The 14,095-nt window shown below is 63.0% G+C and carries 11 protein-coding genes and 1 pseudogene; 4 read left to right on the top strand and 8 right to left on the bottom strand.

Annotation, left to right across the window (positions count from 1 at the left end; genetic code table 11):
• Nucleotides 1-2: 2 nt before the first annotated feature.
• The 5 genes from PVA39_RS04465 to PVA39_RS04445 form a co-directional block, all read right to left on the bottom strand.
• The gene (locus PVA39_RS04465; protein ID WP_274123002.1) at nucleotides 3-1,646 is read right to left on the bottom strand and encodes a DUF2138 domain-containing protein; all 1,644 of its coding nucleotides are present in this window, start codon (nucleotides 1,644-1,646) and stop codon (nucleotides 3-5) included.
• A 15-nt stretch (nucleotides 1,647-1,661) separates the two neighbouring features.
• Nucleotides 1,662-2,429 carry a YfaP family protein gene (locus tag PVA39_RS04460; RefSeq protein WP_274123416.1) on the bottom strand — a complete coding sequence of 256 codons (768 nt, stop codon included), beginning with the start codon at nucleotides 2,427-2,429 and terminating at the stop codon, nucleotides 1,662-1,664.
• A gap of 318 nt (nucleotides 2,430-2,747) precedes the next feature.
• Nucleotides 2,748-3,689, bottom strand: a complete 942-nt coding sequence (locus tag PVA39_RS04455) for an AEC family transporter (RefSeq protein WP_093504235.1) — start codon at nucleotides 3,687-3,689, stop codon at nucleotides 2,748-2,750.
• A gap of 145 nt (nucleotides 3,690-3,834) precedes the next feature.
• On the bottom strand, nucleotides 3,835-4,395 hold the full coding sequence (locus PVA39_RS04450; protein WP_013792792.1) for a response regulator transcription factor: 561 nt from the start codon (nucleotides 4,393-4,395) through the stop codon (nucleotides 3,835-3,837).
• Between the two features lie 73 nt (nucleotides 4,396-4,468).
• The gene (locus PVA39_RS04445) at nucleotides 4,469-5,728 is read right to left on the bottom strand and encodes an ATP-binding protein (RefSeq protein WP_013792793.1); all 1,260 of its coding nucleotides are present in this window, start codon (nucleotides 5,726-5,728) and stop codon (nucleotides 4,469-4,471) included.
• A gap of 468 nt (nucleotides 5,729-6,196) precedes the next feature.
• Between PVA39_RS04445 and PVA39_RS04440 the strand changes: the two genes are divergently transcribed.
• The 3 genes from PVA39_RS04440 to PVA39_RS04430 all read left to right on the top strand — a co-directional run bounded on the left by PVA39_RS04440 (nucleotide 6,197) and on the right by PVA39_RS04430 (nucleotide 10,178).
• Complete coding sequence (locus PVA39_RS04440; protein ID WP_274123001.1) at nucleotides 6,197-7,498, top strand: MFS transporter; 1,302 nt, start codon at nucleotides 6,197-6,199, stop codon at nucleotides 7,496-7,498.
• 179 nt (nucleotides 7,499-7,677) lie between these two features.
• On the top strand, nucleotides 7,678-8,382 hold the full coding sequence (locus tag PVA39_RS04435; protein WP_274123000.1) for an SIMPL domain-containing protein: 705 nt from the start codon (nucleotides 7,678-7,680) through the stop codon (nucleotides 8,380-8,382).
• A 197-nt stretch (nucleotides 8,383-8,579) separates the two neighbouring features.
• The gene (locus PVA39_RS04430; RefSeq protein WP_274122999.1) at nucleotides 8,580-10,178 is read left to right on the top strand and encodes an ABC transporter substrate-binding protein; all 1,599 of its coding nucleotides are present in this window, start codon (nucleotides 8,580-8,582) and stop codon (nucleotides 10,176-10,178) included.
• Nucleotides 10,179-10,444: 266 nt separating this feature from the next.
• On the opposite strand, the pseudogene PVA39_RS04425 reads toward PVA39_RS04430, so the two are convergent.
• Nucleotides 10,445-10,573, bottom strand: a pseudogene (locus tag PVA39_RS04425) (aminopeptidase P family protein); the annotation flags it as partial.
• A gap of 41 nt (nucleotides 10,574-10,614) precedes the next feature.
• On the bottom strand, nucleotides 10,615-10,833 hold the full coding sequence (locus tag PVA39_RS04420; RefSeq protein ID WP_274122998.1) for a hypothetical protein: 219 nt from the start codon (nucleotides 10,831-10,833) through the stop codon (nucleotides 10,615-10,617).
• Here PVA39_RS04420 and PVA39_RS04415 point away from each other — a divergent pair.
• Nucleotides 10,832-12,430: an ABC transporter substrate-binding protein gene (locus tag PVA39_RS04415; RefSeq protein ID WP_274122997.1), complete on the top strand. Its 1,599-nt coding sequence runs from the start codon at nucleotides 10,832-10,834 to the stop codon at nucleotides 12,428-12,430. The two genes, PVA39_RS04420 and PVA39_RS04415, sit on opposite strands and share 2 nt — an antisense overlap.
• A 273-nt stretch (nucleotides 12,431-12,703) precedes the next feature.
• Here PVA39_RS04415 and PVA39_RS04410 read toward each other — a convergent pair whose 3' ends face one another.
• Nucleotides 12,704-13,933: a M24 family metallopeptidase gene (locus PVA39_RS04410; RefSeq protein ID WP_274122996.1), complete on the bottom strand. Its 1,230-nt coding sequence runs from the start codon at nucleotides 13,931-13,933 to the stop codon at nucleotides 12,704-12,706.
• Nucleotides 13,934-14,095 lie beyond the last annotated feature (162 nt).

Genomic DNA, 14,095 nt, shown 5'->3' with positions numbered 1-14,095 from the left:
GATCAAAGCGCACGCCATTCGAGCGGAATCCACTTCCAGTCATCGTCGGCTTCGATGCCTTTCGGCAGCGTCAGCGCGAACTGGCCATAACCGCCGAGGGCCCGCAGCTTGGGCAGCAGGTGGGTGTCGGCGGCGTTGCGGAATACCGGCTCGTAGTTGGCCGGCAGGCTGTCCAGGGTTTCCTGTTCGAGCAGGCGCGACAGGCCTTCGGGCGCCAGGTATCCGGGCACCACGCCGTCGGCTGGCAGCACTTCGGCCAGTGGCGGGAAACGCTTGTTCAGCGTATCGAGCGCCTTGTTAACCAGCCGGTCATCCAGGGAGAACAGCAAGGTCTGGCCTTGACGCGCCAGGCTCACCCGGAAAAAGCCCTGGGAGACCAGCGCATCGGGGATGGCGCCCTGCTCCGCCGGGTACTGGCCGAAGTTGGAGCCCACCTCGCGGCGCCAGGTGTGGCCATCGTTCGTGGCCCGGCTTTCCACCGGAAAGCGACCGTTCTCGGCATTGGGCTCGAAGGCGCCGATCATGCCGTCGAACAGCCCGCCGATGGCCTGATCCAGCTCCGGCGTGGCGGCTTCATCCAGATGGGCGACCAGCAGCGGCGAGTGCAGCCGCGAGTCGGCATACCAGCACAGACCGGCAACATTACCCAGGCGCTTGCGCAGCTCTTCGCTGGCCTGCTCGCTGGCGCCGACCTTGGCCAGCAGTTTTTCGGCGCTGCCCGGCGCCACCGGCACCGCCACGCAAGCGCTGGCGCCCATGGGCATGGCTTTCCAGATCGGCGTGAAGTCCATGGCCGGCTGGTCGTCCACTTCGTTCAGTGCCAGGAAGCTGCTCCAGCCGCCCTCGCCCTTCTCGAAACGCACCCCGGCAAAGGCCGGGAAGAAGCGCTGATAACCGAGTGCGACGTACTCGCCGCTCAGGGAAATGCGCTGCTGCTCGGTTTCGCGAGCCTTGAGGCCGAAGCGCTTGGCGAAAGGGTTGTCGCCATCGAGCAGTGCCTCGACGGATTCGGTGGCATCGCGGCCGAGCTTGTCGTCCTCGCCGAACAGCATGCCGGGCGATGACAGCACCAGCAGTTTGTCGCCATGGCTGGCCAACAGTAGGGCGCGATCCCCCAGATAATTGAGGCGGTACAGCGGCACGCTGCTGCCATCGACGCGCAACTCACCGGCCTGGCTGAGCTGGGTGTCGTCCAGCGCCACATGGGCCAAAGGTTCGAGCACCTTGGCCAGGCCGCCGCGCTGCATGACCATCACGAAGTGCTTGAGCTTGCCGTCGGCGCCCTTCCAAATGGCGACGTCGGCGGGCTGGTCGAGCAACTCGTCGAGCAGGTTGTCGCGCAGCTTCAGGTCACGCTCGTAGATGATCCGCCGCAGGCTGCCGACCAGCCCGAGGCGGTCGGCGTTGTGCTCGTAATAGAACACGAAGTCCTCGGTGAGGGTGTCGCGCAGCAGCGGCACAGCCAGCAGGTCCTTGGGCAGACGGCTGAGCGAGGCACTTTCGATCAGCGCATCGGGGTGCTTGAGGTCCAGGCCCAGGGCGCTGCGCTCACCGAGTTCGCGTGAGTCCTGACCGCAGGCAGCCAGCAGGCCGGCCGTCAGCAGCAGAGCGACGTGGCGCAGGTGGGCAGTGGTATTCCGGTTCATCCGAGCCTCGGGATATCAGTAATTGAAGGATTTCACGAAAAGCAGCTCGCCAATGGCGCGCAGCGGTACCACGAAGGTATCGCGCTTCTCGTTGACGGTGTTCTCGTTGAAGATCAGGTTGATCTGCGCGGTGATGATCTCGTTCTGGTTGCTGCCGGCCTCGAAGTTGTAGCCCTCGCTGCCCAGGTTGCCCCAGTAGTTCACGTAGATCAGGTAGGTACCTTGCAGCGGCGCAGTCATGGTGAACATTTCCGGGCCGGGACCGTCGACGCTGTCGACATCCAGGCCGCCGCCATTGGTGAGTACCGGGTGGCTCCAGAACGCGTGCTGGCCATCCGGGGTGACCACATGCAGGTCGAGCTCGGCCTTGGGATCGTCCCAGCCCAGCACCATACGGATGCGCGCCGGTGTGCGCAGGTTGTTGGCCTCATAGAACTGCACGCGCTTGAGCGATTTGCCCTCGCCAGCCACCAGCTCCACGCTGTTGGAGCCGGCGCCAAAGGCGTAGGGCCGGGCGAAGCTGCCCTGCTCGTCGGTGTACAGCGGCAGCGGGTTGCCGTTGACCACCAGCCGATGTGGCGCGCGCAGGTGGCCGATGTTCTTGAGAGTGCCTTCAATCAGGCTGCGCCCACGCTGCGCGCCCCGGTCGATGGGCGGCGTCGGATAGGCCACCTGGGCATCATTGTCGCCGTCGTTGAGGCCGTGATAGCGCCAGCCGCCGGTGGGCGATTGCAGGGAAACAGAGGGTTCGGCCCGGCCAGACTCGGCCCAGCTCGATGGCATGGCCAAGAAGGCGCAGAGCAGCAGCACCAGCCGCGAGGCGACCGGCGCGCGCCGAAAGGATCGGCATCGCAGAGGGAAACGAACCACCGCACTGCACTCCTTGTGCCGGCTCAGCAGCGCTGGCGCCCGCACTCACACTGTTGGCTCTGAGAAAAGAGATCGCTGCGTGCGGCGTCATCAGCCGCATTGGGCGGCGCCGTCACATCAGGTTACACGCTGGGCAGGAATGCTAGCGAGTTGCCCGGAGGCTGACAATCGTGGCACTTGCGAATCGGTACTGGATCACAATCAACGCGCGTCCGCTCACAACAATCGCCGTCAAACCCATCCCGCCCACTGCAGCAGCAACAGCCCGACGTTGGTGGTGACTACCGCGGCAAGGGTGGTGATCACGATGATCGCGGCGGCCAGTTGGTAGTTACCATTCACCGCCCGGGCCATGACGAAGCTCGACGCTGCCGTTGGGCTGCCCAGATAGAGGAACAGGATCGCCAGGTCGGCGCCGCGGAAGCCCAGAGCCCAGGCGCCGATGGTCGCCAGAAATGGCAGCCAAACCATCTTCATCAGGCTGGAGCTGACCGCCATGGCGCTGCTCTCGCGCAGCGAGGCCAGGGACAGCGTGCCGCCGATGCAGATCAGTGCGAGCGGCAGGGTCATCTGTGCGAAGTACTCGGCGGAGACCATGGTCCAGTGCGGCAGCGGCACCTTCCAGTAGGCGACGGGAATGGCCGATAGCACGCCGATGATCAGCGGGTTGGTGAAAATGCTCTTGCACAGCGACCAGGGGTCGGCCTTCATGCCTGGCGCGTAGATGTTCAGCACGATGGCCGACAGCACGTTGTAGCAGAGGATCACGATACCACCGAGCACCGCGCCTACCGACAGGCCATAGTCGCCGAACATGCTGGTGGCCAGGGCCAGACCAACGATGCCGTTATTGCCGCGAAACGCACCCTGGGTATAGATGCCGCGGTCTACCTTCGGGCAACGCCAGATCGACCACAACCAGGCCAGGGCGAAGCTCGCCACGGTAGCGAATACGAAGTAGCCGATCAGCGCAGGTTGCAGCGCGGTGCTCAGGTCCGCCTGGACGATGCTGATGAACAGCAGCGTCGGCATGGTGCCGCGAAACACCAGGGACGAGGCGGTATCGATGAAGGGGTCGTCGATCCAGCGCAGCCGCTTGAGCAGCACGCCGAGAAACAGCATGGCGAAGACGGGGGCGGTGATCGCCAGTGTCTGCTGGACTACAGCGAGCATGGAGGTTCCGAAGGGTGAAGAGGCCATGGAAAGCGCCGACACGCCTGCGCTCAGGCACGTCGATAGGCTGCTAATGATAGCAAGGCTTCAGCCCTTCGGGCGGGCGCTTGTCAGGGCGCGCCGCTCGCAAGCAATGCGACTGACCTCAGCGGCGAACCGGGCGCTTCTGCAGTTTGCGCTGCAGGGTACGGCGGTGCATGCCCAGGGCGCGGGCGGTCGCCGAAATGTTGCCCTCGTGCTCGGTCAGCACGCGCTGGATGTGCTCCCACTGCAAGCGATCCACCGACATGGGGTTTTCCGGCACCAGAGTGTCGAGGTCGGCGTGCTGGGTCAGCAGTGCGGCCAGCACGTCGTCGGCATCGGCGGGCTTGCACAGGTAGTTGCAGGCGCCGCGTTTAATGGCCTCCACGGCGGTGGCGATGCTCGAGTAACCGGTAAGGATCACCACGCGCATCTCGGCATCCAGTTCCAAGAGCTTGGGCAGCAGCACCAGGCCGGAGTCGCCTTCCATCTTCAGGTCGAGCACGGCATAGTCCGGCAGATCCTGGGTGGCCAGCGCCAGGCCTTCGTCGGCGCTGGCGGCGGTAGAGACGCGCAGCCCGCGGCTGCTCATGGCGCGGGCCATCACGCGGGTAAAGGTGGGATCGTCGTCGACCAGCAGCAGGTGGGGCTGTTCTTCGCTTTCCAGCAGCGTTTCGTCACTCATGGGGTCACTCCTCAAAACATGCTCGCGGCCTGCCGACTCGGCAGTACGGCGTATCGACAAACCTGCGCCGGGCTCACACCCGGGCGTAGGCGCGCGGCAACTTGAGCTCGGTGAGCGTGCCGCCTTCTTCATGGTTATACAGCTTCACCGTGCCGCCGGCCCGGCTGACGCTTGCCTGGCTGAGAAACAGGCCGAGGCCAAAGCCCTTGCCTTTACCCTTGGTGGTGAAGAACGGCCGGCCCAGCTGCTCGGCGATGGCCAAGGGTACACCGGCGCCGTAATCGCGGATGCTCAGGCGCACCCACTGGTGATCCCAGTCCAGGCTAATTTCCAGGTTATCAGGGCAGGCATCGGCGGCGTTGTTGAGCAGATTGAGCAGCGCCTGGGTGAGGTCAGCCGGCGGCATCAACTGCGGCGACTTGCCCACGCCCAAGCACTCGTAACGATAGCTGGCTTCGGGGCGCATCAGGTGCCAGCGGTTGAGGGTAGTTTCCAGCCAGCTGACCGCCGGCATTTCCACCACGGCCTGGCGTCGATCCGCTTCGGCGGCGCGCACCAGGTGCTGGAGGGTTTCCTTGCACAGTTTGACCTGCTCCTGCAGCAGCGCCAGGTCCTCCTGCAGCAGCGGATTCTGGTGCTCGCGGCGCAGCTCCTTGATCAGCACGCTCATGGTTGCCAGCGGCGTGCCCAGCTCGTGGGCGGCGCCGGCAGCCTGGGTGGCAACGGCCAGCAACTGCTGGTCACGCATACCCTCCTCACGGCGCTCGGCGCGCAGTTTTTCCTGTTGGCGCAGTTCCTCGGCCATCTTGGCGACGAAGAAGGTGATCAGCCCCGCCGCCAGGGCGAAGCTCAGCCACATGCCGTACACCAGCAGGCTCTCGCGTGGCCCCACGGGCAGTTGCAGCGGGTGCGACCAGACCAGCAGCAGCGTGTAGGACGCCAGCGCCATGCCGCCGAGAATCATGGTGAACAGCCATGGCAGCGTCGCGGCGGCGATGGTCAGCGGCACCAGGTAATAGGACACGAAGGGGTTGGTGGAGCCGCCCGAGTAATACAGCAGCACGCTGTGGATGATCAGGTCGAAGCCCAGGTGAATGGCGTACTCGGCCTCGGTAACCGGCCAGGGCCCGCGCAAGCGCAGCGCCGTCAGCAGGAACAGCACCAAGGACGCGCCCAGGGTGATGCTCAGCTGCAGCCAGGGCAGCGGCAACAGATCGGATTTATACGCCAGGCCAACCGAACCGGCTTGCGCGGCCAGCACCAGGAGGCGAATCAGGGTCAGCCGCCAGAGGTTCTGGCGACTGGCGGACAACAACTGAACAGGGGCCAGCATCAACTCTCCTAAAGGCTCATGGCGAGCTCGGCGAGTATAACCAAGGCCACCTGCCGGCTGATGCGGCAACGCGCCGCAGCAGCCCAGGCGGCAGGCTCGATTGCATCGTCATGCACGTGCGCACGCGCAAGTCATGAGGTACAGCCCGCTGCCCTCATCCTTACCGCAATAAGGATGGCACCACGCCACACGTCATCGTACAACACAGCTATATCGCCGTTTTTCGCGGCAGGTTCCCGCCTATACCGCGCGACAAAACCGAGCAGTAACGCACGTCAAAACGGTTAAAAGCCCGCAAATCAGCGCCAAATTCCTTTTTAGTTATAAAAACAAAACTCAATATTCATATATTTATGTTGTATGACAACATATTTCTTGAGAGCGCATATATGTAACAAATTGTCTCAGAGCGCTCACGAAAGCAGCCCTGAACAATCACCAGTCTCCAAGAATAATTCAGGTGAAATAATGAGAATAAAAGGTATCCGGTGGTGGATGGTCAGCCTGGTCACTGCCGGCCTGGTCATCAACTACCTCGCTCGCAACACCCTGTCGGTCGCCGCGCCCACGCTGATGACCGACCTCGCCATCAGCACCGAGCAATACGCCAAGATCGTCGCCGCCTGGCAGATCTGCTACGCCCTCATGCAGCCCATTGCTGGCTGGGTCATCGACTTCATCGGCACCAAACTGGGTTTCGCGGTGTTCGCCATTGGCTGGTCCATCGCCTGCGCATCTGCCGCGCTGGCTACCGACTGGAAGAGCATGGCGTTCATGCGCGGTCTGCTCGGCATCACCGAAGCAGCCGGCCTACCGGCTGGCGTGAAGGCCACCACCGAATGGTTCCCGGCCAAGGAGCGCTCGGTGGCCATCGGCTGGTTCAACATCGGCTCCTCCCTTGGCGCGCTGCTGGCGCCGCCCCTGGTGGTCTGGGCGATCTTGCACAGCGGCTGGCAGCTGGCGTTTCTGATCGTCGGCGGCTCGGGCCTGGTGTGGACGCTGCTGTGGGCCTGGCTCTACAAGCACCCGCGTGACCAGAAGCGCCTGGGCGACGAAGAGCGCGACTACATCCTTTCTGGTCAGGAAGCCCACCTGCACAGCGAGAAGCGTGAGAAAGGCGCCTGGAAAGGCATCTTCAAGGTGCGCAACTTCTATGCGATTGCCGCCGCGCGGGTGCTGTCCGAACCGGCCTGGCAGACCTTCAACGCCTGGATTCCGCTGTACCTGATGACCGAGCGGCACATGAACATCAAGGAAATCGCCATGTTCGCCTGGCTGCCCTTCCTTGCCGCCGACATCGGCTGCGTGCTCGGCGGCTACCTGAGCCCGTTCTTCCACCGCTACTGCAAGGTGTCGCTGTTCACCTCGCGCAAGATGGTGCTGCTGTTCGGCGCCAGCTGCATGATCGGCCCGGCCTGCATCGGCCTGGTGGAAAGCCCGTACACGGCGATTCTGTTGCTGTGCATCGGCGGTTTCGCGCACCAGACGCTGTCCGGCGCGCTCTACTCGATCACCTCCGACTCCTTCAAGAAGGATCAGGTGGCCACTGCCACCGGCCTGGGCGGCATGTGCGGCTACCTGGGCGCTGCAGCCTTCACCCTGGTGTTCGGCGTGCTGGTCACCCAGATCGGCTACAGCCCGCTGTTCGTGGTACTGGCGATCTTCGATATCGTCGCTGCCATTCTGGTCTGGACCCTTGCCCGCGAACGGCATGACACCGTAGCGCCGGCGCCCGCCGCGCTGCCTGATGCCCACGTCACTCCCGCCTGACCGCACACCACGCCCGGCACTGGCCGGGCGTGGTTCCCCGCTGCACCGGCTACTGCCTGAAAAGCGCTGGCTACCTGCCCTGCAAAAAAATTTGCCGAACCTTGACCCGGTTACCCGATGTCCTTCGTCTACCTTGATGAACGCGGCAGCCAGCCGCACGTAACCGAAAAGGAATCGCCATGCTGCCACTGTCCCGCCTCGCCACCGCACTGGCCTTCACCACCGCCGGCCTGCTGAGCATCGCCGCGCACGCCGAAGAGCCGCGCTACAACCAGATTTCCCTGAGCACCCAGGTCAGCCATGAAGTGGCCCACGACCTGATGCAGGTCACCCTGTACACCGAAGCCCAGCAAAAGGACCCGGCGGCACTGGCCGCCGAGATCACCCTCACCCTCAATGCCGGCCTGACCCAGGCCCGCGGCGTGAAGGGCGTGACAGTTTCCCAGGGCAGCCGCAACAGCTACCCGGTATACAGCGAGAAAGGTGAAGAAATCAGCGCCTGGCGCGAGCGTGCCGAAATTCGCCTGGAAAGCGCCGACTTCGCCGCCCTCTCCAAGCTCACCGGCGAGATGCTGAAAACCCTGAAGATGGGCGGCATGAGCTTCAGCATTGCCGACGCCACCCGCAAGAAGGAAGAAGACGCGCTGATCAAGGACGCCGTCGCGGCCTTCAAGGAGCGCGCCCAGCTGACCACCGAAGCCCTGGGCGGCAAGAGCTACAAGCTGGTCAGCCTGAACCTCAACAGCGGCGGCTTCGTACGTCCACCGATGCGCATGGAGGCCATGAGGGCCTCGGCGTTTTCCGACAGCGCAACGCCAGAGGTCGAAGCCGGTACCAGCCAGGTGACCATGAACGCCGACGGCGTGATCGAAGTGCAGCTGTAATCCGCCTGCCGGCGTCACGAAAGAGGAGGTTGCGAGCACGCTCGCAACCTCCTCTTTTTTTGCCCCGCGCTTTTCGGCACAGGCCATGCATAGGCTGAAACAAGGTCTAGGCTCAAGGCAGGCTCGTCACCATCCGACACGCCACGCTTCAACGCAGCAGACCCCTCAGGAAAAATCACAACAGACATGAGGTAACCATGCACAAGAACGCCTTTATCCAGGCTTTTGTCGTCGCCGGCCTGATAGCCAGCGCACCCTTCGCACAGGCCGCCGGCAACCTGGTGTACTGCTCCGAAGGCAGCCCTGCGGGCTTCGACCCGGGGCTCTACACCACCGGCACCGATTTCGATGCCGCGGCGGAAACCGTCTTCAACCGCCTCTCGCAGTTCGAGCGTGGTGGCACCTCGGTGGTGCCGGGCCTGGCGGAGAAGTGGGACATCAGCGATGACGGCCTCACCTACACCTTCCACCTGCGTAAAGGCGTGAAATTCCACACCACCGACTACTTCAAGCCGAGCCGCGAATTCAACGCCGACGACGTGCTGTTCACCTTCAACCGCATGCTCAACAAGGACGACCCCTTCCGCAAGGCGTACCCCACCGAGTTCCCGTACTTCACCGACATGGGCATGGACAAGAACATCGCCAAGATCGAAAAGGTCGACGAACACACGGTGCGCTTCACCCTCAACACCGTCGATGCCGCGTTCATCCAGAACATGGCCATGAGCTTCGCCTCGATCCACTCGGCCGAATACGCCGCCCAGCTGCTCAAGGCCGGCAAGGCCTCGGAAATCAACCAGAAGCCCATCGGCACCGGCCCGTTCGTGTTCAGCCGGTACCAGAAGGACGCGCAGATCCGCTACAAGGGCAACAAGGAATACTGGAATCCGGATGACGTGAAGATCGACAACCTGATCTTCGCCATCAACACCGACCCGTCGGTGCGCATGCAGAAGCTACGCGCCGGCGAGTGCCACGTCAGCGTGTTCCCGCGCCCGGCCGACCTGGAAACCCTGAAGAAGGATCCCAAGTTGCAGATGCCCGAGCAGGCCGGCTTCAACGTCGGCTACCTGGCCTACAACACCGAGCACAAGCCGCTCGACAAGCTGGAAGTACGCCAGGCGCTGGACATGGCCATCAACAAGCCGGCGATCATCAATGCGGTGTACCAGGGCGCCGGCCAGGTGGCGGTCAACGGCATGCCGCCGACCCAGTGGTCCTATGACGACACCATCAAGGACACCCCCTATAACCCGGAAAAGGCCAAGGAGCTGCTCAAGGCTGCTGGCGTGAAGGAAGGCACCGAGATCACCCTGTGGGCCATGCCCGTGCAGCGCCCATACAACCCCAACGCCAAGCTGATGGCCGAGATGCTGCAGGCCGACTGGGCCAAGGTCGGCATCAAGGCACGCATCGTCAGCTACGAGTGGGGCGAGTACAACAAACGCGCCAAGGCCGGCGAGCACGACACCCTGCTGATCGGTTGGACCGGCGACAACGGTGACCCCGACAACTGGCTGGGCGTGCTGTACGGCTGCGACTCCATTGGCGGCAACAACTACAGCCGCCTGTGCAACAAGGAGTTCGACGCGCTGATCAAGAAAGCCAAGGCGATCAACGACCGCGACGAGCGTACCGCGCTCTACAAGCAGGCCCAGCAGCTGCTCAAGGCCGACGTGCAGAACACGCCAATCGCCCACTCCACGGTGTACCAGCCGATGAGCACCCGGGTGAAGGACTTCAAGATCAGCCCGTTCGGCCTGAACTCCTTCTACGGTGTGAGCATCGAGTAACTCCTGCTGCGTGAATGAAAACGCCCGGCCGATTGGCCGGGCGTTTTCGTTTCCGGGAGCCTGTTCGTGATCTTGCAGATCGACTTCAGCGCGTTGCCTGCAAAAGGTGAGAGCGGCCAATGAATGCGTGGCTTTGTAGGAGGGGCTTCAGCCCCGAGCTCTTTATTTGCCTTGATAAAAAGCTCGCGGCTAAAGCCACTCCTACCAGATCGCCCGATGTCCGCTTTTGCATTTCATATCGCCCAAAAATCGGCTCCAGGGACGCTTCAGGCATTCAGCCCGAACGGGTCGTCAACCGAGTGGCTTGGCTGGGTAAACCAGCGCGGGCCTTCGACCGTCATATAGAAGTGATCTTCCAGGCGGACGCCGAACTCACCCGGTACGCAGGCCAACGGCGTGTCGTCACGCCAACGAAAGCGGGTGCTCAGCCAGCCCATCACGGGGTTGCGACTATGCACAAATAAGCAGGCTCGCCGCCACTAAAGCGGCAAGCACTGGCCGGCACCACACAGAGCCCGTGCGGCACCGCATAGGCAATGTGGCCGAGGATCGCAAACGGGTTATTAGCAGCAAACCAGATGATCTTGTAGAAAAAATCCAGAGTGCGGCATGCTCCATCGACACACCGATTCACACCTGTCGACAGGACATTCATGGACAAGACCCTATTCAAACCCTTGCTACTGACCACCGCACTGTTGGCCTGTGCGCCAATGGCCCAGGCCGCCAGCACCCTGGTTTACTGCTCCGAGGCCAGTCCGGCCGGCTTCGACCCCAGCCAGTACACCAGCGGCACGGATTTCGATGCGTCGGCGGAAACCGTGTTCAACCGCCTCACCCAGTTCAAGCGTGGCGGCACCGAGGTCGAACCGGGGCTGGCCACCGAGTGGCAGGTGGCCAATGACGGGCTGAGTTACACCTTCCACCTGCGCAAGGGTGTGAAATTCCATACCACCGACTATTTCACGCCGAGCCGCGACTTCAACGCCGACGACGTGCTGTTCACCTTCAACCGCCTGCTCGACCCCGAGCAGCCGTTTCGCAAGGCTTATCCTTCGGAGTCGCCCTACTTCACCGACATGGGCCTGAATACCACGATCAAGAGCGTGGAAAAGCTCGACGACTACAGCGTGCGCTTCAACCTCAACAATGTCGATTCCGCTTTCGTGCAGAACCTGGCGATGAGCTTCGCCTCGATCCAGTCGGCCGAGTACGCCGCCAAGCTGCTCAAGGAAGGCAAGCCCGGCGAGATCAACCAGAAGCCGATCGGCACCGGGCCGTTCGTGTTCAAGCGCTACCAGAAAGATTCCAGCATCCGCTATACCGCCAACCGGCAGTACTGGAAGCCCGAAGACGTGAAGCTCGACAACCTGATCTTCTCGATCAACACCGACGCCGCCGTGCGCCTGCAGAAGCTCAGGGTCGGCGAATGCCAGGTCAGCGGCTATCCGCGGCCCGAAGATATCGAGCTGGCCGAGAAGGCCCCGAACCTCAAGGTACTCAGCCAGCCAGGCTTCAACCTGGGCTTCCTGGCCTATAACGTCACGCACCCGCCACTCGACCAGCTCAAGGTGCGCCAGGCATTGGACATGGCCATCGACAAGCCGGCGATCATCAAGGCCGTTTACCGCAGTGCCGGGCAAGTGGCCGAGAACGCCCTGCCGCCTGGCCAGTGGGGCTTCGACCCGAACATCAAGGACGCTCCGCACGATCCGCAAAAGGCCCGGCAACTGCTCAAGGAGGCCGGCATCGCCCCCGGCACCCAGATCAACCTGTGGGCCATGACCGTACAGCGCGCCTCCAACCCCAACGCCAGGCTCTCGGCCCAGATGATTCAGGCCGACTGGGACAAGATCGGCATCAAGGCCAATATCGTCAGCTACGAGTGGGGCGAGTACATCAAGCGCGCCAAGGCCGGCGAACACGACGTAATGATCTACGGCTGGACCGGCGACAACGGCGACCCGGACAACTGGCTGGGTGTTCTCTACAGCTGCGCAGCGGTCAAGGGCAGCAACTATGCCAAGTGGTGCGACCCGGCCTATGACAAGCTGGTCACCCAGGCCAAGACCACCAACAACCGCGACGAGCGCATCAAGCTGTATCAGCAGGCCCAGCAGATCCTCAAGGCTCAGGTACCGATCACCCCGATCGCCAACTCCCGGGTGTTCCAGCCCATGCGCAAGGAGGTGCAGGACTTCCGCATCAGCCCGTTCGGCCTGACGCCCTTCTACGGCGTCAGCATCGACTGAACCAGCGCGGTGAATGAAAAACGCCCGGCCAATTGGCCGGGCGTTTTCGTTTCCAGGAGCCTGTTCATGATCTTGCGGATTGAATTCAGCGCGTTGCCTGCAAAAAGGCGGGTGCGGCCGGTCGCGTAATCCGTAGGAGGGGCTTTAGCCCCGAGCTCTTTGGTGACCTTGATAAAAAGCTCGGGGCTAAAGCCCCTCCTACATTCTCACCGGCCACTTCTGCCTTGCAGCAGTCTCTTTAATGTCGCCTCAAAGATAAGCCCAAGGGGCGGTTCAGGCATTCAACCCGAATGGATCATCCACCGAGTGGCTTGGCTGGGTAAACCAGCGCGGGCCTTCGGCCGTCATGTAGAAGTGATCCTCCAAACGGATGCCGAACTCGCCCGGCACACAGATCATCGGCTCGTTGCTGAAGCACATGCCTTCGGCCAGCGGCGTATCGTCGCCACCGACCAGGTACGGGCCTTCGTGGATGTCCAGGCCGATGCCGTGACCGGTGCGGTGCGGCAGGCCCGGCAGTTTGTAGGCCGGGCCCAGGCCCGCGGCCTCCAGGCTGCGGCGAGCGGCGGCGTCGACGCTGGCGCAGGGCGCACCGATCACGGCGGCTTCGAAGGCCGCCTGCTGGGCGGCCTTTTCCTTGTTCCAGAACTCGCGCTGGCGCTCGCTCGGCGTGCCGAAGACGTAGCTGCGGGTGATGTCCGACAGGTAGCTGTGCACCTGGCAGCCGGTGTCGATCAGCACCATGTCGCCATCCTTCAGGGTCTGCGCATGTTTGACGCCATGGGGGAAGGCGCTGGCCGGGCCAAACAGCACGATGCAGAAGATCGAACCCGGCGCGCCGACCTTGCGGTGTGCCTGACGAATGAATTCGCCGACTTCGGTGGTGGTGATGCCTTCGTGAAGGATGCTCGCCGCGGCCTTGTGCACTTCCAGGGTCATGTCCTTGGCGCGTTGCATCAGGGCGATTTCGGCGGCCGACTTGCGCTGGCGGCACAGGGCGGTAACCGACCCGGCGTCGACGAAACGGTAACCGCTGGTCAGCTTGCGAATGCCCTCGAACATGAAAAAAGGCAAGGAGGAACAAAGACCTACCTGAGGCGGCGTACCATCGTTGGGCGTTACGCCAAGACGACGCAGGCAGCGCAGCAGCAGCGCGTAGGGGCTCTCGTGCTCCTCCCAGGTGTTGATGGTGCCCGGCACCTCCTGAAAATCACGTACCGTGCCTTCTTCGAACGCCGGTGCCAGGTACTCCACCTCGCCGCTGGCCGGCAGGATGGCGCCGACCATGCGCTCGCTGGGGTTCCACTTGACCCCGGTGAAGTACTGCAGGTTGCTGCCGGCAGCCACGAACAGCGCCTCGATGCTCTGCTCACGCATCAGCGCCTGGGCCCGTGCGATGCGTGCCCGGTACTCCGCTTCACCGATCGGCTGCGTGCCGGCCGTCATGTCCTGCAAGCGCGCCAAGGCCTGCTCCGGCGTGCTACCGCCCACTCCCAGTGTCATCTGCACATCCTCGTCTGGCGACGGCAGCGGAGATCGCTGCCGGGTCATTCACTGCGGCAAAATTTAAGTGCAACTTAAATTCTGGTCAAAGCATTTTTCAGTGGCACTTAAATAGTGCGTAATCTGACGGCTGAAGTCCCTACGCTGGCTGGGTATACTGCG

Source organism: Pseudomonas sp. CNPSo 3701 (genome assembly GCF_028674975.1).
GTDB lineage: Bacteria > Pseudomonadota > Gammaproteobacteria > Pseudomonadales > Pseudomonadaceae > Aquipseudomonas > Aquipseudomonas straminea.
This window is presented reverse-complemented; position numbering and strand designations above follow the sequence as displayed.

Bases quoted from the DNA above. Each gene is read 5' to 3' on its own strand.
- PVA39_RS04430 (WP_274122999.1), top strand. From the start codon at position 8,580: ATGCACAAGAACGCCTTTATCCAGGCTTTTGTCGTCGCCGGCCTGATA.
- PVA39_RS04460 (WP_274123416.1), bottom strand. From the start codon at position 2,429: ATGCCATCGAGCTGGGCCGAGTCTGGCCGGGCCGAACCCTCTGTTTCC.
- PVA39_RS04445 (WP_013792793.1), bottom strand. From the start codon at position 5,728: ATGCTGGCCCCTGTTCAGTTGTTGTCCGCCAGTCGCCAGAACCTCTGG.
- PVA39_RS04455 (WP_093504235.1), bottom strand. From the start codon at position 3,689: ATGCTCGCTGTAGTCCAGCAGACACTGGCGATCACCGCCCCCGTCTTC.
- PVA39_RS04420 (WP_274122998.1), bottom strand. From the start codon at position 10,833: ATGAATGTCCTGTCGACAGGTGTGAATCGGTGTGTCGATGGAGCATGC.
- PVA39_RS04410 (WP_274122996.1), bottom strand. From the start codon at position 13,933: ATGACACTGGGAGTGGGCGGTAGCACGCCGGAGCAGGCCTTGGCGCGC.
- PVA39_RS04440 (WP_274123001.1), top strand. From the start codon at position 6,197: ATGAGAATAAAAGGTATCCGGTGGTGGATGGTCAGCCTGGTCACTGCC.
- PVA39_RS04465 (WP_274123002.1), bottom strand. From the start codon at position 1,646: ATGAACCGGAATACCACTGCCCACCTGCGCCACGTCGCTCTGCTGCTG.
- PVA39_RS04435 (WP_274123000.1), top strand. From the start codon at position 7,678: ATGCTGCCACTGTCCCGCCTCGCCACCGCACTGGCCTTCACCACCGCC.
- PVA39_RS04415 (WP_274122997.1), top strand. From the start codon at position 10,832: ATGGACAAGACCCTATTCAAACCCTTGCTACTGACCACCGCACTGTTG.
- PVA39_RS04450 (WP_013792792.1), bottom strand. From the start codon at position 4,395: ATGAGTGACGAAACGCTGCTGGAAAGCGAAGAACAGCCCCACCTGCTG.